The organism is Priestia sp. BR_2 (assembly GCF_041954005.1).
Taxonomy (GTDB): Bacteria; Bacillota; Bacilli; order Paenibacillales; family Paenibacillaceae; genus Paenibacillus_AQ; species Paenibacillus_AQ lautus_A.
In genome coordinates, this window is the sequence record NZ_JAVFHM010000247.1 from 1 (window position 1) to 18,626 (window position 18,626).

At 44.0% G+C, this 18,626-nt stretch carries 16 protein-coding genes and 1 pseudogene; 9 read left to right on the forward strand and 8 right to left on the reverse strand.

Going from position 1 to position 18,626, the window contains the following annotated elements:
* Positions 1–60: 60 nt before the first annotated feature.
* Together RB298_RS19210 and RB298_RS19215 are read left to right on the forward strand one after the other, a co-directional pair.
* Positions 61–468 carry a MerR family transcriptional regulator gene (locus tag RB298_RS19210; protein WP_486048066.1) on the forward strand — a complete coding sequence of 136 codons (408 nt, stop codon included), beginning with the start codon at positions 61–63 and terminating at the stop codon, positions 466–468.
* A gap of 41 nt (positions 469–509) precedes the next feature.
* A pseudogene (locus tag RB298_RS19215) lies at positions 510–718 on the forward strand (DUF6366 family protein).
* A 277-nt stretch (positions 719–995) separates the two neighbouring features.
* On the opposite strand, the gene RB298_RS19220 reads toward RB298_RS19215, so the two are convergent.
* On the reverse strand, positions 996–2,393 hold the full coding sequence (locus RB298_RS19220; protein ID WP_096773708.1) for an MFS transporter: 1,398 nt from the start codon (positions 2,391–2,393) through the stop codon (positions 996–998).
* 115 nt (positions 2,394–2,508) lie between these two features.
* Here RB298_RS19220 and RB298_RS19225 point away from each other — a divergent pair, with 115 nt between their 5' ends.
* Complete coding sequence (locus tag RB298_RS19225) at positions 2,509–3,396, forward strand: LysR family transcriptional regulator (RefSeq protein ID WP_486048068.1); 888 nt, start codon at positions 2,509–2,511, stop codon at positions 3,394–3,396.
* A gap of 371 nt (positions 3,397–3,767) precedes the next feature.
* Positions 3,768–4,739: an alpha-L-fucosidase gene (locus RB298_RS19230; protein ID WP_096773706.1), complete on the forward strand. Its 972-nt coding sequence runs from the start codon at positions 3,768–3,770 to the stop codon at positions 4,737–4,739.
* Positions 4,740–4,836: 97 nt separating this feature from the next.
* Here the strand turns inward: RB298_RS19230 and RB298_RS19235 are convergent, their stop codons facing one another.
* Positions 4,837–5,715, reverse strand: a complete 879-nt coding sequence (locus RB298_RS19235; RefSeq protein WP_486048070.1) for an AraC family transcriptional regulator — start codon at positions 5,713–5,715, stop codon at positions 4,837–4,839.
* Between the two features lie 434 nt (positions 5,716–6,149).
* Complete coding sequence (locus tag RB298_RS19240; RefSeq protein WP_096773704.1) at positions 6,150–6,332, reverse strand: hypothetical protein; 183 nt, start codon at positions 6,330–6,332, stop codon at positions 6,150–6,152.
* A gap of 428 nt (positions 6,333–6,760) precedes the next feature.
* Here RB298_RS19240 and RB298_RS19245 point away from each other — a divergent pair, with 428 nt between their 5' ends.
* The 5 genes from RB298_RS19245 to RB298_RS19265 all read left to right on the forward strand — a co-directional run bounded on the left by RB298_RS19245 (position 6,761) and on the right by RB298_RS19265 (position 10,534).
* The gene (locus RB298_RS19245; protein WP_486048072.1) at positions 6,761–7,153 is read left to right on the forward strand and encodes a MerR family transcriptional regulator; all 393 of its coding nucleotides are present in this window, start codon (positions 6,761–6,763) and stop codon (positions 7,151–7,153) included.
* Entirely contained in the window at positions 7,150–7,980 is an 831-nt protein-coding gene (locus tag RB298_RS19250; RefSeq protein WP_277748961.1) for an NmrA family NAD(P)-binding protein, read from the forward strand. The genes RB298_RS19245 and RB298_RS19250 overlap by 4 nt, the downstream gene beginning before the upstream one ends.
* A gap of 973 nt (positions 7,981–8,953) precedes the next feature.
* Positions 8,954–9,316, forward strand: a complete 363-nt coding sequence (locus RB298_RS19255; RefSeq protein ID WP_486048074.1) for a DUF402 domain-containing protein — start codon at positions 8,954–8,956, stop codon at positions 9,314–9,316.
* A 187-nt stretch (positions 9,317–9,503) separates the two neighbouring features.
* Entirely contained in the window at positions 9,504–10,172 is a 669-nt protein-coding gene (locus RB298_RS19260) for a cysteine hydrolase family protein (protein WP_486048076.1), read from the forward strand.
* A 164-nt stretch (positions 10,173–10,336) separates the two neighbouring features.
* Positions 10,337–10,534: a DUF6366 family protein gene (locus tag RB298_RS19265; protein ID WP_192571924.1), complete on the forward strand. Its 198-nt coding sequence runs from the start codon at positions 10,337–10,339 to the stop codon at positions 10,532–10,534.
* 901 nt (positions 10,535–11,435) lie between these two features.
* Here RB298_RS19265 and RB298_RS19270 read toward each other — a convergent pair.
* From RB298_RS19270 to RB298_RS19290, 5 genes are all read right to left on the reverse strand, one after another.
* Entirely contained in the window at positions 11,436–12,815 is a 1,380-nt protein-coding gene (locus tag RB298_RS19270; protein ID WP_192572647.1) for an extracellular solute-binding protein, read from the reverse strand.
* A gap of 41 nt (positions 12,816–12,856) precedes the next feature.
* Positions 12,857–13,726: a carbohydrate ABC transporter permease gene (locus tag RB298_RS19275; RefSeq protein WP_036663034.1), complete on the reverse strand. Its 870-nt coding sequence runs from the start codon at positions 13,724–13,726 to the stop codon at positions 12,857–12,859.
* A gap of 61 nt (positions 13,727–13,787) precedes the next feature.
* Positions 13,788–14,738 (reverse strand): carbohydrate ABC transporter permease, encoded by a 951-nt coding sequence (locus RB298_RS19280; RefSeq protein WP_009592680.1) that lies wholly within the window; start codon positions 14,736–14,738, stop codon positions 13,788–13,790.
* Between the two features lie 276 nt (positions 14,739–15,014).
* The gene (locus tag RB298_RS19285) at positions 15,015–16,688 is read right to left on the reverse strand and encodes a ribonuclease J (RefSeq protein ID WP_096773686.1); all 1,674 of its coding nucleotides are present in this window, start codon (positions 16,686–16,688) and stop codon (positions 15,015–15,017) included.
* Between the two features lie 296 nt (positions 16,689–16,984).
* Complete coding sequence (locus RB298_RS19290) at positions 16,985–18,586, reverse strand: CehA/McbA family metallohydrolase domain-containing protein (protein WP_486048079.1); 1,602 nt, start codon at positions 18,584–18,586, stop codon at positions 16,985–16,987.
* Positions 18,587–18,626: the final 40 nt, after the last annotated feature.

An 18,626-nucleotide genomic window follows, 5' to 3' on the forward strand; every position in this document is an offset into this window, starting at 1 on the left:
CACCCGGAGTGTATCGGAGCTCACAGCTTATAAACGGATGTTAAAAGGAGCGGACTCGTTATGATCGGTAAAGAGCTGACCATTCAGCAGGCAGCTGAGTTGACGGGGTTAAGCGTACACACCCTTCGTTATTACGAAAGGATCGGTCTGATGGACCCTATACCTCGTGCCCAAAATGGTCATCGGGTATATCGGGAACATGATTTTGAGTGGATCGTATTACTCGCAAAGCTTAAGACTACAGGAATGCCGATCGCACTTATGCAGCAGTTCGCTGATATGATGCGATTGGGGAATGATGGCATTCCCCAACGCAGAAAACTTCTAGAAGAGCATGAGCGGAAATTAATCCAGCAGGTTCAAACGATTCATCAAACTTTGGATATTCTGCGGGATAAAATTGATTACTACCGTTCTTGGGAAGATGACACCAGACGAGAGGAAGCACGTTTGGAGTCAGCTCGATGACCAGTTCATCTAATTAAAATTTATTATTTTGTGGGTAAAGAATGAATAATGATTATGAAACTCCTGAAAGAACAAGAGAAAGACTAAGACATGAGGAATTGAAAAATAATCCATTGGGACATATGAATGACGGATTAATAGGGCTCAATCTGGTAGTCTAGTCGATTTAGTAAGCAGTTTAGGTTGGAAAGGCACTTTAGTGTTAATTATTGTTATTATTGTTGGTCTTATAGTTGCCCAATATTTTTAAGTAAAAGAATTTTTATCACTGGTTTTATATTTTAATGTCGGGGGACAAGAACATGATCCCATAGAAAGTCGCTATAATAGCGGCTTTTTTGTTTTAACGGTACAAGTTCTTGTCCCGAGCCAAGGACAAGAACTTGTACCGATTGCCGAAATGGACAAGAACATGTTCTCATTTATGATTAGGTATATATCTAATTAGTATTCTGCTTAGCCGATTCTCACGATCAGCTACAGCTTTCTGTTGAGGTAACAAAGGGTAAGCTACATCTGTCAGATAACTAGGACTCATGCAACTGCTGCTCGGACTCCTTGTGACGCCAATTTACGAATAACAAGGACAATGCAATTAACGTGAGGATAATCCCAAGTACTCGAAATCCCTCGAAGCTGAAGTTATCTCCCATTACGCTGCTAATGAGTAATGAAGAGAGAATGGTTCCCAGGTATCTTGAGGTATTAAATATTCCAGATGCTACACCTATAATTTCTTTTGGTGAACTTTTAAATAAGGCCGCTTGCATAGCGACACTGTTTAACCCGTTGCTAATACCGAATGCAGCTAAAGCCAGACACACACTGATAACCGGTGAAGTCTGATCCAGTGTCATGATCACGATCCATACGGACCCAAATGTCATCAGCATTCCGGACATAAGCAATGCTGGCCCGGGTCCTGATTTATCGATCCATCGTCCTGCCATTGGAGAAGCAACGAGCGAGCACAAGCCTAAGCTTAGCATGAGCATCCCGGTATGGAACTCGCTGACATGACGTACGATTTGCAAGTAGGACGGAAGCCCGAAAAAGAGAGAGTAAAAAAGCAAGTTAACGACCATGAATTCGACATTGACCCAAGTCATTGCAGGATATTTAGCGAATGTGCGTAAAGGAATAAAGGGTGCCTTCGCTTTTAACTCATGTCGCGCGAAAGCTCCCAGTCCAACGAAGCCAATCAGCCCGACAATAACGTTACTAAATGAAATTTGACCAGATGATTTTGCGGACAATAATCCAACGAGCAGAGCAACCAGACCCACGGTGAATAGCAGAACTCCTGGCGCATCAATCAAATCTGACCATTTGCGAAAGGACATGTTGCGAGCAACGGATGTCGTAGACGGATCATCCTTAGGAATATGCCTCCAAGCTAATAGAAAGCTTGTCACCACGAACGGAATATTAACCAAAAAAATAGCAGGCCAGCTCCACCAGTGAATGATGACCCCGCCAATGAAGGGGCCAACCGCTGCCGCTCCGGATAGGAATATGGACAAGACTGACAGTGCAGTTGCTTGTTTCTCCGTAATATGAATTCGCACAATGGCCATTCCAACCGCAACCATCATGCTTGTTCCGATGGATTGCACAATGCGGAACACGATGAGCCAACCAAAGTTTGGGGATAGTGGAGCTAATAATGATGCAATGAAGGATACAACAAGCCCGCTAAGAAATATCCTCCTCCTACCGAATAAATCGCTGGCTTTTCCCATGATAGGTTGAGCGATAGCACTCGCAATGTAGAAAGAAAAAATGATCCAGGATACCACTGTAAAGTCGAGTTGGAACACATTTTGTAGCCTTGGAATAGCAACTGAAATCATTGAAGAATTTAATGGGTTCAATAGAATCCCTAGTCCAACGGAGATCATCAACCACCTACTGCGAATACTCATTTCAATCCCCCACTCTGTATATTAGTGTCATCATCGTACTTGAAATCATTTATTTATTCCAATGCATTTTATGTTATGATTTCATTGACTCAAGGGAATGAGAGGAGGGTGTAAAGTGGAACTACTTCAACTGAGATATTTTCTCGAGGTAGCTCGTTTGGAACATATGACTGAAGCAGCAAGAAGTCTGCATGTCACTCAGTCATCACTAAGCAAAACGATTGGGCGCTTGGAGGAGGATTTGGGGGTCCCGTTATTCGATCGAATAGGAAGGAAACTGCGATTGAATGAGTTTGGAAGCAGATTCTATCGCCGTGCTGAAAGGGCGTTGTTTGAATTGGAACAGGGGAAGCAGGAGATTAGCGATGTGTCCAGCCAAGAACATGGCACACTCGAATTGGCGGTGACCACCGCAAGCACATTGCCTCAGATCCTTCGAGAGTTTCGGAACAAGCGTCCCGATATCCAATTTCATGTGCAAATGCTCACCACGCAGGAAATGGTTACGCTTCTTCATAGAGGAGAGGTTGATTTTTGCTTGTCCTCGCCTCCTATAAAAGGGGAAGACATTGAATGTCAAATCATGTTCATCGACCCGATTCTTGTAGCTGTTCCCACAGGGCATAGGCTTGCTAACCGAAACAGCATATCTTTGACTGATCTAAGGGATGAATGTTTTGTTGGTGTAAAAAGAGGCTACGGTACTCGTGATCTGGTGGATTCTATATGCAAATCGGTTGGATTTGTACCTACATATGTGTATGAGGGTGACGAACCTGCAAGGCTAAGTTCTCTAGTAGAAGCGGGAATTGGCATAGGCTTTATACCAAGTACGGCAAGGCATTCTGGGGAACATATCAAATATCTCAAAGTAGAGAATCATGAATTGGTACGGGAGATCGCTTTGTTATGGCACAGGAGTCGGTACATTTCGCGGGCTGCTCTCGAATTCCGTGAGGTAGTTGTGGAATATTTCGGGACGATATCCAAACAGACAAATTAATTATCCTTCATAAAACCCAGAGAATGTTGGGCGACAAAAACATAGTCCCATTGAAAGTCGCTATTTTAGCGGCTTTTTTTGTTGTATCGGTACAAGTTCTTGTCCAGTACCAAGGATAAGAACTTGTACCGATTGCCTTAAAGGACAAAATAATAGGCCGATTTTCGATTAGATAAGCATCTAATTACTGCTGTGTTTCAGTGGGTTCGTTACCTCGCCGCGAGAATAAATAAATCGTTAAAATCCTAAAGAAAAGTAGAAATTGTATGGTGAAATGTCGTTTTTGATAGATGTATCAAGGATGATAATCCATTAAAGTGGTAGATATCATATGATGGTGAGTATTCACCGGAAATAGAGGAGGTTATCATTTGGATAATCATGATTTGGTACAACGACAACTATGGTTTGTGAATCAGAGACTCGGGATGTTTATTCACTTTAATAGTGCTACATTTCAGTTTGCTGAAACGGAAATTAAGGATTGGGAATACGGGCATGAGAATCATGATGAACCTCGCAGATTCCCATTTGATCCAAAACTCTGGAATCCTGAGCAGTTGGACTGTGCGCAATGGGCGAAAGCGGCTAGATCCGCGGGGATGAAATTCGCTGCACTGACAGCAAAGCATCATGAAGGATTCAGCTTGTGGCCTACCCGATATACGGAGCATTGCATCCGTAATGCAACCGACAAAAGGGATGTCGTCAAAGAATATCTTGATGCATTTAGGGAGGAAGGTATTAATGCGGGTCTTTATTTCTCTATGCTAGACTTGCATCATCAAATCGGTCGAAAAAAATGCACAGCGGAAGATAAGCGGTTCATTAAAAATCAAATCGAAGAATTGCTGACAAACTATGGCGAACTTCCGTTTTTGATCATTGACGGATGGAACGCCCATTGGGGAGGCCCTAATTATGAGGACCTTCCGTTTGAAGAAATTAATGAACTCGTGAAAAGTTTGCAGCCTCAGTGCTTATTGATGAATATTAGCTGTGAATCGACTTTGGATCATACAGATATCGTTTTTTATGAAAATGCTGCTGGGCAAGAAATTGAAGAATCCTTTGCAGGTCCTGGTGCGAGCTGCAATATCTTAACTGAAACGTGGTTTTGGAGAGCTTCGGATACGAAAATGGAACTCAAAACCACTGATTGGGTATTGGATAAAGTACAGGATGCGAACAACCATAACGTGTCATTTTTATTAAATGGAGCTCCAGATCAGCGCGGCTTGTTGGATGCGAATGTGTTAGAACGTTTTAAAGAAATCGGAAAACGATATCGTCATCCGGTGGAACTCCAAACTATTCCAGCAAACTGGCTGATTAGAAAATAACTTGATCATTATTAACGAAGCACACAGCTTAAATAAAGCGCTTGACCATTGAATGGTAACAGCGCTTTTTTCAATTGGGAGGACGTTTATTCTTGTGTTAATCCACTCGAAATACCTGATACCGCTTCCGGTACTCTCCAGGTGTAAACGAGGTTTGGCGTTTGAATAGGCGCGTAAAATAATTGTTGTCACGGAATCCGCATTGTTCACCGACTTGGATTAAAGGTAGTTCTGAATTCGCTAGGAGCTGTTTAGCGCGTTCGATCTGGAGACGATGCCTGTATTGCAGAGGACTCATTCCCGAATACTGTTTCAGACAGCGCGCCAAATAATCGAAGTGGTAATGCAGGTCGTTCTCCATCTGTACGGAATCAAAAGGATCTTCTAAGCAATCCGCCAAATAGGAGGCAACTTTCTCCCCAAGAAAAAGGGATCGGGCCTGTGGGCTGCTTTTTTTCATGCTGCTTTGAATTTCAATGAGGAATCTGCCAAATAAAATTTGCAGCTCGTAGGAGCGGTATGCTGAAAGGATGCTGTGTACTTTTATCATTTCCTTCAGAAGGGGGACGACCGTACGCAAATCTATCCCGGTAAATTTGGGGATGTCCACCATGCCTAGAAGAGCCTCGGTATCCTGGTCCGTCCTGTTCAGCAGAGGCTGCTGCCAATTGTTTTTATCGACTAGCATAGGCTTCGACAATAGCGGATATTCAAAATGAATCCAATACACCTCCGTATTTGTATCAGTTGGGCGATAGCCGCGATGCATTTTTCCAGGCTCAAGCACCAATACCATGCCTTTTTTGATTTCATATTGAATCCCGTTTTCCTCCATATAGAGTGTGCCACTGACGCAAATAATAATGTCAAAAACATCAAATTGACGCCTTGCATGGACAATTCCCGGCGGCCATAAGGTATGGCCGACCGTGGCTAGCAGGGGGAATGGGGGAACTTTCAGCTCAAGCACTAGCATTATCAATCACCTACAAAATTGGATGTAGAGATTGTACTATAATAAAGGCGCATTGTCAGCATCATCAAGGTCATCCATACAAAAGTCAGTCATTGCACCAATTAAAGATTTTAATGAGGCATTTTGAAGCCTAATTATTGTATAAAGGAGACTATGATTATGAATCTTAACCGATTGATTGATATGAACAATTGGTACATCTAATAGCCCTCCCAATAAGTATAATTTACCAATTATGTGGAACTTACAATATTTTGTCATGTTGCTGTAATGGACATAAGTGTGATGCACGATATATAAGCTATCGGGAAACGAAAGTGCAATAACTAGGGAGCAGAACGCCGCGCGGCAGGCTGCTCCCTGTTTTCATAAATTCTCTGGGCACCCTATTCCCAAATGTCAATATATCTCTATCTTAGTAGCGAGCTAATCCGTTACGCTTTGCTTATCAAGGAACGCACACCATTGACGATTAAGGCGATGGAGAACACAATCACAGATATGATGCCTACTGTGTCAAGTACAGGTTCCAGGCTTGGCAGTAATTCCGATACTGGGACGTAAATTAGGCCGAAACCACCAATGACTCCGCTGAGATAGCTAAGAAACTTAGACATAGCGTCTTCACCTCCTCTATTAATAATATTAGCTTATGCATGCAAGATCGGTAATGCGATAGACAAATGAATGTTTAATATTTTAGAACGCGATAGGAGCCCTACAATCTAAAACGAATAGCGGCTTTTTTGTTTTATCGGTACAAGTTCTTGTCCCCAGTCGAGGACAAGAACTTGTACCTTTTGCCGTAATGGACAAGAACATGTTCCGATTACCGATTAGATAAATATCTAACTGAATTTTAAAGCTATTCATTAAGCTAACGGGCAGTTTAACACAGCAAATATTACGAAACCGAATAACATCCTGCGAGTTATGACTAGACTAATTGCCATCCCCTAAGGGGGTCTTTTTTATTTAATCTTTTTTCTTGACCTTTACATTAATGTGAAGCTTTATAATAAAGCTAACGTTCCTAATCGATGAGGTGATCGTTTTGAAGATCGGAAAGGTAAGAAAAATAACTGGCGTTAGTGCCCGTTCGATTCGTTATTATGAGGAGAAAGGATTGATCAAAACATCTCGTCAAGAAAATAATTATAGAGAATATGACGAAAAGGCGATCGAATCCATTAACGCAATTCAACTTTATTTAGATTTAGGGCTGACAACTGACCAAATTCGGGACATTCTCTTCTGTAGATTTCCTGAGCAACAGGAGCACAAAGATAAAGACGTCTATTGTGAGGAATTGCTGCTTATGTATCAGTCGAAAATGCACGAGATTAACCAACAATTAGCTGCTTTAACCAAAGCGAAGTTAAATTTGGCTGAAAAAATCAATCGGATGGTACAAAAACGGGAGGAGGATAATAAATGACTATATTAGTTGCTGGGGCAACGGGAACCGTAGGACGGCATGTCGTGGACCAACTTCTTCAAAGGGGGCAAAAGGTACGTGCATTGACACGTAATCCGCAGCAAGCCAATCTTCCTCATGGTGTAGAGGTTGTCGCGGGAGATTTAAGTGATCCAAGTACGCTAGTTTCTGCGTTGGTTGGCATCAGCGGCATGCATTTAATTACAACAGGTGCCGAATATGCCCCGTTACAAACAGGACCAGAAATCGTTGAGCTTGCTGAGAAGGCCGGGGTGCGAAGGGTTACAGTTTTGTGGAACGGAGAGAAGGGCCCTTTTGAGAAGGCGGTTGAGTCAAGCAGTCTGGAGTGGACTCAGCTTCAAGCTTTTGAATTTATGTCAAACGCACGGAAATGGGCGAACTCTATACGCTCCGAGGGGGTTGTTCGAGACCTGTTCGGAGGATCACTGATTGCTCCTGTTCATGAAGCCGATATTGGAAGAGTCGCAGCGGTTGCACTAACTGGGGAAGGTCATGCAAGTCAAATATATACATTAACAGGGCCTGAGAGTTTGTCGGTTCAAGATAAAGTTCGGATAATCAGTGAGGTTATTGGACGTGAAATTCAATTTATCGAAAGCTCTGAAGAAGAAGAACGTGAACAGATGAGGAAAATGGGTGTTCAGGAGGATGCAATAGATTACGTGATTAGTTGGCACCTTAATCCGCCTAAATCTGCTTATACCGTTTTGTCGACAGTGGAGGAAGTAACAGGACACAAACCGTATACGTTCGCAGAGTGGGTTAAGGAGAATGCAGGTTTTTTTATCAATTCGGATAACGCTTGAATCTATTATTTTATTAGACAGACGTGTCAGATCACACATCGCTGGTAGCGATATGTTCAACGATTCGTTCTGAATGGTTAAGCTAACGGGAAACGATAGTTGAATAAACGACCAGGGAGAAGCTGCCGTATGATCGGCAGCCGCGTTGTGCTAAAGGGCAGGATACTTCCAATTGCTGTATAATTAATATGCGAAATGGTTTGGTATAAGAGATCCAGTTTGCGAAGCTGGATCAAATGCTTCTTCAGGTTGGAGGTGCTCCGGTGAATGAAAAGTCCATTGCTCAGCTTTACGTAATGACGGCAAAGATTCCGGAAGAAGGATGTACGCGGTCGTATACTAGATCTTGCTGATTAACTGGACCTATGCCAAGGTATTTGGGTACCGGAAAGAGTATTGAGATGTTTAACATTAGAGATCTTTTTGTTTGCAACCGCAAAAGAATTATTTGCGGATCATGACGACGCCACCAAATTGTCTGGGGACAAGAACATGGTCCCATTGATAGTCGCTATTATAGCGGCTTTTTTGTTTCATCGGTGCAAGTTCATGTCCCGAGTCGAGAACAAGAACTTGTACCGATTGCCGTAAAGGAACATGAGCCGATTACCGATTAGATAAGTATCTAACTATGTTTCCATGCAATTTCATTAAGCTAACGGGCAGGATAGTTTAATAAATTCACGAATACTCTACATTTGGAATAATTTACGAAGTTCGTAGATAAGACGTTATCGGAAATTAATGCTATTTCTTTATCTTCAATACTTGTTTTTAATGGTTCTTTGACTTGATGAATAGTAATTAAGGTAATATGTCCTTTAAATTCGACTTCATCGAAAAACCTACATACAAAATCTTTATTTAATATTCGATGCCAGTCTAATCGGTCTGCATGTTTTCTTTTCATTTCACACCCCCGACATAACTTCCAAAACATCTTTTCTGTATAGCCGATAATGGTTATTATTGGATGCAGCACTTCCCCTCGGAATCAAATTACTGTGTTACAACGATGCTTAATGAGAAAAAAGAAATAATTCAATGGTATTTCGATATATCTAAGAATATTGGGATTAGTGATCAAGGAGTGCCTTTTTGGGATGATCTTTATTTAGATGTGATTGTTTTTCCTAATGGTAATTTATATATTAAGGATGAAGATGAACTTGAAGAGGTTTTAAATAGTAATGACATTGAATTAGAGGACTATAACCTGGCAAAGAGTAATATGAAAGACTTAATTAAAGAAATAGAATCTATGGAAAACAAAATTATTAAGAATGGTTTAGAACATTTTAAATTTATATTGGAGGCATCACAAGGAAGGCATTAACAAAGGAAGGCATTAACATCCGATAACATTATATTCACGCTTCGGGCCTTACGGCCCCTTGGTCCGGACAGATGCAATTGGCATGGAAGTTGATGCAGCCGGACACACTCGACTTCGTCGAGCGTCGTGAATACTGAGAACGTTATATGCAATTGGGGCAAATACGATTTTAGAAGGATGGTCAATGATGAGTAAATATACATACCCTGATTATAACAATTGTGCGGTTGTTACAATTGATACACAGAATGATTTTAGTTTGCCAGGGGCTGTAGCAGAAATTGCAGGTACTGTTAATGTACTGCCTCACATGAAGTTAATATTAGATGCATGCAGAAGTAGAGACATTCCGATATTCCACGTGATTCGATTATATAAGGAAGATGGAACGAATGTTGATATCTGCCGCAGAGAATTAATTGAAACAGGCGTTCGAATTGTAACACCAGGATCAACGGGAGCAGACTTAGTTGAAATGATTAGCCCGAAGAATTCAGTTCAGTTAGACGACAAGGAGCTCCTTCAAGGAACAATACAATTGATCGCAGATAATGAATGGGTAATGTATAAACCAAGATGGGGCGCATTTTATCAAACGAACTTAGAAGCATTTTTGAGAGTGAAGAATATAGATACACTGATTTTTATTGGGTGCAATTTTCCGAACTGTCCAAGAACAAGTATATATCAAGCAAGTGAAAGAGACTTTAAGGTGGTTATGATCGAGGATGCAATATCAGGCGTTTATGATAAGGGAATTCATGAAATGAGAAATATAGGTGTTAAAGTAACTAGTACAGAGGAACTCATAAGAGAATTTGCAAGCAGATCCGAAGAAGCCTCCAACAGCAAATAACAACATATTCACGCATCGCAACAGGAGGCAGGATAGTTTAAGATCTATTCAATGTTCAATTAAATCCCATTAAATAACATAAAAATGTTATTATTATACTACTGCATCAATAAATTGGTATTGGATATCTAATTAAAATTATTAACCTAGGGGGTACGTAAACAATGAGCAAAGATTATGAAACTCCTGAAAGAACAAGAGAAAGACTAAGACAAGAAGAATTGGAAAATAATCCATTTGGTCATATGAATCAAGGAAATAGTAGGGCTCGGTATAGTATAGTCGATTTAGGTTGGAAAGGCACTTTAGTATTAACTATTGTTATTATTGTCGGTCTTATAGTTGTTCAATATTTTTATTAATGGTTTTAATATTTGAGAAAACCAAAATTGTCGAGATACAAGAACATGGTCCCATTGAAAGTCGCTATTTGAGCGGCTTTTTTATTTTATCAACAATTGTCGAGGGACATTGCGTTGGCCACCACAAAGATTGACATATGTACAAAATACGAGTTTTGTGAAACAGATGTTGAGAAAAGAATCGCCACAGCTGATTTTCATTTAGATTCGTATGAATCTGCTTAGTTTTTGCTTTCTATTTTGTTAAGCCGTTATAATCCTTTTTACTTTGCGCATCTTCTATTTTATCGAACAACTTTAACTTTCCAATTGGATTCTTTCTTCATTTAGATTCAATCGTCTGAATTACAATTCATCTAATCTAAAGGCTTTAATCAAACTCTCGATTAATTCAGTCTAATATCGTCCTTAATCGATCATTTTGTTCAAGTTTGTTCATGTGCCATTATAAATCATCATAATCATCGAATTTTGGTTGTTTCATTATTATTACGATTTCGCTTCACATTTTAGCGGAATTTCGCTACTGAAGACATTTTTAATGTTTCGTTGGTTCTTAATCGATTTGATTTTTATTAAATGCTCATCTTATGAACTATTTAGTGCTTGCTTGTTATCATCCATCATCCTAATTTTTTTTATGAACCCTCCCCTCTCTACATCTTAATGATTTACCATTATATGTTATTTTATCCGCATTGGAATATAAAAAAACCGGCCATATTCGGTCGGTTTTTCTCCCGCATGATCGGGACAATGCACGATTCACATAATATTGGAATATATTGTGCTGTTCGGCTCATATACTCATCATGATTAGCCCGTCTCGTCAAAGTCAGGGACAACGTGTAAGTCAACCACGCTTATCAAACCCATGCACCTGTGCAGTCCCCTCCTGTTTTTACTTCAGATTCGCAGACCACTTCTCGGCACGAGCCTGCAGATCATCCAGAAACTTCTGAATATCCGGAGCATTACCGGACGCTGCCTGGCTGATAAATCCGTTTATGGCTGGAGCGATGTCGCTCATATAGAACGGATTGGCTTCATCCATGAGCTCGGAGTGGCCGACTTCCGCGATCTCAAGTGCCTTTTTGACGAATTTGTCTTCCGGTGTTACAAAATCGGCATTTTTGAGCGTTGGGGTACTGGAGAAGTTTTCATACATGTATTTTTGCGTCATGTAACTGGTCAAGAACTTTAACACTTCCCATGATGCATCCACATCTTTGGCATTCTTCGCCATGATGAACGGGTCAACCGCCACCCAGCCTTCACCTTTAGGACCCATGTTCAGCACAGGTTCAAAACGGTCCAGCAGCTCCTTGTTCTGCTTCGACCGGTATTCACTCATCGTGGAGCCGCCGGTGGAATCCAGCGCGATGGCGATATTGTTTTTCTCGAGTCCGAAGTTCTCGGCACCCTGGGCATTCACGAACCCGGCCGGTGGCAGCTGTGCGGCTTCCTTCAGCCATTCCATCACTTTGACCATTTCCGGCGTATTCAGGTGCCACTTGATGTTCTTGATGTCCTTCAGCGATCCTTCCGCTCCTTTGGCGCCATATGCAAGGGTTAATGCAACAAAGGTGGATCCGTTTAATGAGTTGCCGCTCCAATACAAACCGAAATTGTCTTCACCGGTTTTCGGGTTTTTGCCGGTCATCTGCTTGGCTTTCTCCAGAATTTCGTCCGGTCCCGGCTGTGCCGAGAGTGTTTCAACGCCCCAGTCTTCAAACAGCTTCTTATCATAAATCGTCATCCGGCGGCCAAGCACGGCAGGTATCCCAAATTGTTTGCTTCCGTCCGGCGACTTGGTGCTGTAGGAATTATTCATAATGCCTTCCAGATAGATGCTCGGGTCAAACGAAGTATCTTTTGCAATCAAATCGTCCAGGTCACGCAGCAGCCCTTCCTGGTACCATTGCGATGCAAAGGCTCCCCCGGTATACAAGACATCCGCATCGCCGGAGAGCAGCATGGCCGTTTGTTTGGCTTTTACGTTCTCCCAAGGGATTTGATAAACCTCCAGCTTGATGTTCGGATACATTTTTTTGAACGTTTTATCCAAATATTCGTTGAGCCCGATCGTCGGATTGCCTGTCAGCGCATCGATCCCGTTATCCAGCTGCCAGCCTGCCAGCGCAACGCGAACCGTTCCTTCCATATCCGATACTTTTTCAATTGTAACGCCGCCTGTCACATCTTTACCTGAACTGCCTGAACAAGCGGCCAATGTAAACACCAGCACGAATGACAGGATCAGCAGCACAGCTTTTTTCATCACGTCAACACCCCCGCATAATTTTAGCTTTACTTTCTGAATTACTGCTTGATACCGGACAGCGCAATGCTTTCGATAATATAGCGCTGCAGGAACATATAGACGACGATAACCGGAATGAGGCTCGTGGTTGTGGCCGCCATAATAATGGATGGCTGTTGGTTAATACCGTTGTTGTACGTAAACATGGCTAAACCGATCTGGATCGTGTACTTGGCAGCCGATTTCAAGATCAGCAGCGGCCACAGCATATCGTTCCATACGCCCAAGAACAGCAGAATGACCATGGTGGCGATAATCGGCGTACACAGCGGCAGATAAACCCGGCTGAATACCGTAATTTCCTTGGCTCCATCCAGTACGGCCGCTTCCCTTAAACTGCTGGGCAATTGATCAAAGAACGCTTTGGCTAAAAAAGTACCGAACGCATAGTTCATGGCCGGCAAATAAAATGCCAGATAATTGTCGACCAACCCGAGTTTACTGAACAAAAGATACTGCGGAATCATGGTCATTTCGAACGGAATCATCATCGTGCTTAGCGCCAGCAGCAGTACGAAATTAGCTCCTTTGAAGCGAAGCTTGGATAAGGCATAACCGGATAATAATGCGGACAACGAGCTGATGATAATGACCCCTGCGCTGACAAGCGTGGAATTGCCGATATATCGGAACATATTGATGTTCGTGAAAGCGGCTTCATAGGTTCGGATTGAAGGCTCCTCCGGCCATATTTTCGGCGGGAATGAAATATTTAACCGTGCGGCCCAATCGAAGCTCGTTACCAGCATCCATAAGAATGGCACAATCATAATGAATGAACCTACCAATAGGACCAGCGTTAGCATCAGCTGTGGAAGCGTGATTCGTTTACGGCGCACCGGCTCCTTGGGCAAGGCTGAACTGCTCATAGTTACCCTCCTGTCTTCTGGAATAAGGTTCCCCCTACGGATCCGAAAATGGATAGTGGGATTAATCCAAGCTGTCTTTACGTCGGTTGAGCAGCATGAGGAACACGGTTAAGATGAGTATGATGACGAATAACAGATAGGATACGGCCGTAGCCAGCCCCATCTGCGAAGAGAGGAATGCATTTCGGTAAATATACAGCACCACGGTCATCAAGCTTCCCCCAGGATTACCTGCGGTTCCGCCGATTAACCATACATCCGTAAACCGCTTCATTCCGCCGATGGTTCCCATGATGAGCATGAACACAAAGATCGGACGCAAGTAGGGAATCGTTATATACCACCATTTCCGGTACGTGCCTGCACCGTCGACCTCGGCAGCCTCATAGAGATCCCGCGGGACGCTTTGCAAACCGGCCAGAAAAATAATGGTGTTATATCCTAGTGCACCCCACAAGCTCATCAGCACGATACTGTAACGCGCGACTTCCGGGTTCGTGAACCAGCCGACCGGATCGATGCCGAACAAACCAATCACGAAGTTGATCAGGCCTTCCTTGGACGGGAAAAACAAGAAGGAGAACAACAAGCTTGTAGCTACGCCGGACACGACGTTGGGCAGAAAATAGACCGCTTTGAAAAAATTGCGTCCCAGATGCCATTTCAGATTATTAATCAGGCTCGCCAGAACAAACGAAAGCGCGATCCCTAGCAATACGGACCATATCCCCATGACGAACGTATTTGTAAGCGCTTGCCAAAATAAGGAATCCTCTAACGCGTAACGATAGTTGCTCAGGCCCACCCAGTTTCCGGATAAATTGAGCCCGGATGTCTGATGAAAACTCATAAACAGTGCGGCAAACATGGGATAAATGGCAAATACGATGACGCCGATAATCAGAGGGGCGCTGAATAGATAGCCCATCCAGTCATTGCGCGTAAATCTGAACTTTCGTTTTGCCCATTTTCCATGTTCCGCAGTCCATTTCCCTTCTGGGGTGGATGACAAACCGATCCTCCTCCTTTCGTTAGTAACCGGATCCATTCCGGCAATCGGACAAGACGTTCATGTCCATTCTGTACATGGTTATGTGGATGAATCCGGATTATGTGTTATTCTTTTTTTCACAGACGTGAATGAAAGATCAACACCTTAAAGCGATTTCTTTATCGGCAGTGTATGCAGCTGCCGGCTTCCGGGTGTATGCCTAGGTTGAACCCCATATCGATACGCATAAAAAAAAGCACAGCCTATTGGAGGCTGTGCTTTTTATATTCAAAGGGCTTAAACTTCGATAATGATGGGCAGAATCATCGGCCTCCTCTTGGTCTCACTGTATATGAATTTGCCGACATGATCCTTCAAGGTTTGCTTGATCAGATTCCATTGGGTGGATCCGGTTTCAGTCAAATCCTTCATTGAAGACGAGACGATATCGTGGATCTGACCCATGAATTCCTCCGAATCTTTTACGAAGATAAATCCCCTGGATATAAGCTCGGGCTTGGCCACCATCTGCTTTTCCGTTTTGCTGAGCGTGGTGACGATAATGAGCATCCCGTCGGAGGACAGCTGCCTCCGGTCCCGCAAGACGATATTGCCTACGTTGCCGATCATCAATCCGTCCACCAGGCTGTTGCCTGAAGGGATTTTGGGACCTAACGATGCCATGCCCTGCTGGATTTGTATCGTGTCGCCATTCTGAACGATAAACACGTTCTCATTCGGGATTCCCACGGACTCGGCCAGCTGACGATGCTGATAGAGCATTCGGAATTCACCGTGAACGGGGATCAAATAGTCCGGTTTCATCAAAGTGAGCATCAATTTCAATTCTTCTTGGCTGCCATGTCCGGATACATGCATCCCTGAAGTCGCACCCGATCCATAGATGACCTGGGCTCCCAGCACATATAAATTATCGATGACATGAGCCAGATTCCGCTCATTACCCGGTATCGCCCCTGCAGCAATAATGACGGTATCTCCCGGCAGAATCTCGATATGGGGATGCTTGGAGTTGGCTAGCCGTGATAAGGCTGCCATAGGCTCTCCTTGGCTTCCCGTGCATAACACGGCGATTTGGTCCGGCGGATAACGCTCGCTGTCTCCAGCATCGATCAGCAAATCATCGGGCATGTTGAGATACCCGTGCTCCTTGGCCACCGCAACGACATTAACCATGCTCCGGCCGAGCAGAATCAATTTCCGTTCCGTCTCTACCGCGGCATCGATGATCTGCTGGACACGGTTGACGTTCGAAGCGAATGTGGAGATGAATACCTGCTGTTTGGCCTGGGCGAAAGCCTCCAGGATATGACCGCCAACCAGGCGTTCCGAAGGGGTAAACCCGGGTCTTTCGGCGTTTGTGCTTTCCGATAGCAGCACCTTCACGCCCTGCTTGCCGATTTCTGCCATACGGTGCAGATCGGGATAAGGTCCCTTCACGGGAGACATGTCGAATTTAAAATCTCCCGTGTGGACGACATTGCCTTCCGGAGTTTGAAAAACGATGCCCACGCAATCCGGGATGCTGTGACTGGTCGAAAAAAAAGAGGCATGGATGGCACCCGCTTGAATAGTGGAATTCGCGTCGATCGTGTGAAGCTCGGAATTACGCAGAATACGATGCTCTTTCAGCTTGATTTTAATCAGCTCAATCGTAAGCTTCGTCCCATACACAGGGATCGGCAGCTGCTTCAGTAAATAGGGAATTCCACCAATATGGTCTTCATGTCCATGAGTGACGACAAGGGCTCTGACCTTATCCGCGTTGTCCAGCAAATAGGTGAAGTCGGGAACAATCAAGTCGATGCCGGGCAGGTTTTCGTCAGGGAATTTCGAGCCGCAATCAATCACCACAATATCTTGATCGTACTGTATGAAGTACATGTTTTTGCCAATTTCATTCACACCGCCAAGCGCGGCGACCAGCAATTTTTGTTCAGCTATATTCATGGCTAGGTTGCCTCCTTGTCTCTACTCGCCTAGATCCATATCTTTCAAGGCATGATGTTCCTTCTATATTATTGAAGTTCTCGCAAAACTTATGCACCGCGGGTAACAAAGGTTTCGCCAGTCGTGATGCAGGGTAACGACAGAAAACCCGCCAATCTCAAACGGTATGCCATTTGTCTTTAGCGATTTCAGTTGCAGCCAGATAGGAATTCAGACCTCAGACTTCTTTAAAAGTTGAAAAATGAAAAAGACTGCCGGATAATCGGCAGTCTTCTGAATATAGCGCAAGTCGCGTCTTACGAATGCTTCCCCTGTTGTTTAGGAGCTTTAACCGGCTTATCGTTAACGCTGACAAAGATCGGATTAGAATAAAACCACAGGTCGCTGTAATTCCGTTTATTAATTTCCGCAAAGCGCTGCTCGTTGTCTTCGATGTCCGTTTTCGGATCTATGAGCGGATCGCCATGGCGGGTTTCTCCGTCAACATTCTCGCCAAGGTTCGTCCCTCTTAACCGGAAATATTGGTCCTTCGTTGCTTTCGTCCGATAAGTGATCACGTTGTATCCATCCCGATCGGTTGTCCAATCCTTGCTCGTAAACCGTTTCACCACTTTGGTCGAATCGTTGGTGCTCTTGCTGTATGCCGCCGTACCTGGTTGTGCTTTACCGGTGACATCACCCGAGATCAAATCGACATGATCCACGGCTACGGAGTCGCCGTTGTTATTTTGTTTCGGACTTTTGAATCGGATCGTAATTTCGATAGGATTCCCTTGTTTCACTTGAAGTTTACTCCCCATCTCGGCCTGCTTGTTCCCGTGGCGAACGCGGAAATCCAAGGCGTTGATTAAATCGCCGTGCACGGAGAACGATTGGCCTGAACGCATGCCGTTCAGCACGCTTTGCATATCCTTTCCGTTCACCCATGTGTAATTTTTGGCGTATTGTCCCGGCCAATAACCGCTGGAGTATAAACGGTTGTCACTAATCTCAAAATGAGAATCCGAGTTCGCAAAGTTCCAGAATTCGCGTCCTTCGCCGAGCAGCGCATCCCATACGCCGCCAACTTTGGCAATCATGTAATCAGCGCCGCCGTAGGTTCTGTTTTCCGGCGTAGTTAAATTAAGTCCGCCACGATCCGGTTCCATCTGATTCCCGGGCATTCCCTCCATCCCGAATACGACATTCGGCGCGATGTTGTTGAAATCCCGTATGTCAGCGATCGTATATACGGTTTTTCTGGAAGGATGATTGAGCAATGCATAACTGCTGTTGGCGTAGTTTTTTTGGAGCCAGGCCAGTGCCGTTCGGGCATCTTCGGACGTCGTGTAGGCCCGGCTGTCTGTTTTTTTCCAATCGGCGACTTCTTTGGGATCAAACATCGCTTCATCTCGATCCGTAAATAGATACTCGAACTGACGGGCTGCCCTAAGGCTCGCCTCTGAACCGAACGAGCCTGCTATAATGCCGACTCCCACATGTTCGTATGTAGGCATGTCCCATTCAAAACCCGAATAGATAATGTTATTCTTGTATTTCCCTGCTGCCTGGAGCTGCTGGATCTTAGGGATCTGATACAGCGCCATTCCTTGGGAGAACGGAACAGGTCCGCCGGCAAGAGGAGTTCCCTCATCATCCCGTTTAGAAACTCTAAGATGGTCCGAAACGGCAATCCAATCCAAACCGTACTTTTCGAACCCGTTGTCCAGCAATTCCTGCAAGGATTGACTGGCATCATCGGACTGATACGTATGCGCGTGATACTCCCCAGTCATCCATTTGCCGTTGTTTTCCGGCTTAAACTTAGCCCCATCCGCCTTCGCATGAACAACCATGCCTTGCGAAAGGATGGACAAGCTGAGCGCCAAAACCATGATGGTTTTCTTCTTTAGCTGCATTTCATGGCACCTCCGAGTTGATATCAATCGTAAAAACTAC

Coding starts and splice junctions, on each gene's coding strand:
- RB298_RS19260 (WP_486048076.1), top strand. CDS start 9,504: ATGAGTAAATATACATACCCTGATTATAACAATTGTGCGGTTGTTACA.
- RB298_RS19275 (WP_036663034.1), bottom strand. CDS start 13,726: ATGAGCAGTTCAGCCTTGCCCAAGGAGCCGGTGCGCCGTAAACGAATC.
- RB298_RS19290 (WP_486048079.1), bottom strand. CDS start 18,586: ATGCAGCTAAAGAAGAAAACCATCATGGTTTTGGCGCTCAGCTTGTCC.
- RB298_RS19270 (WP_192572647.1), bottom strand. CDS start 12,815: ATGAAAAAAGCTGTGCTGCTGATCCTGTCATTCGTGCTGGTGTTTACA.
- RB298_RS19265 (WP_192571924.1), top strand. CDS start 10,337: ATGAGCAAAGATTATGAAACTCCTGAAAGAACAAGAGAAAGACTAAGA.
- RB298_RS19240 (WP_096773704.1), bottom strand. CDS start 6,332: ATGTCTAAGTTTCTTAGCTATCTCAGCGGAGTCATTGGTGGTTTCGGC.
- RB298_RS19250 (WP_277748961.1), top strand. CDS start 7,150: ATGACTATATTAGTTGCTGGGGCAACGGGAACCGTAGGACGGCATGTC.
- RB298_RS19220 (WP_096773708.1), bottom strand. CDS start 2,393: ATGAGTATTCGCAGTAGGTGGTTGATGATCTCCGTTGGACTAGGGATT.
- RB298_RS19285 (WP_096773686.1), bottom strand. CDS start 16,688: ATGAATATAGCTGAACAAAAATTGCTGGTCGCCGCGCTTGGCGGTGTG.
- RB298_RS19255 (WP_486048074.1), top strand. CDS start 8,954: ATGCAGCACTTCCCCTCGGAATCAAATTACTGTGTTACAACGATGCTT.
- RB298_RS19210 (WP_486048066.1), top strand. CDS start 61: ATGATCGGTAAAGAGCTGACCATTCAGCAGGCAGCTGAGTTGACGGGG.
- RB298_RS19235 (WP_486048070.1), bottom strand. CDS start 5,715: ATGCTAGTGCTTGAGCTGAAAGTTCCCCCATTCCCCCTGCTAGCCACG.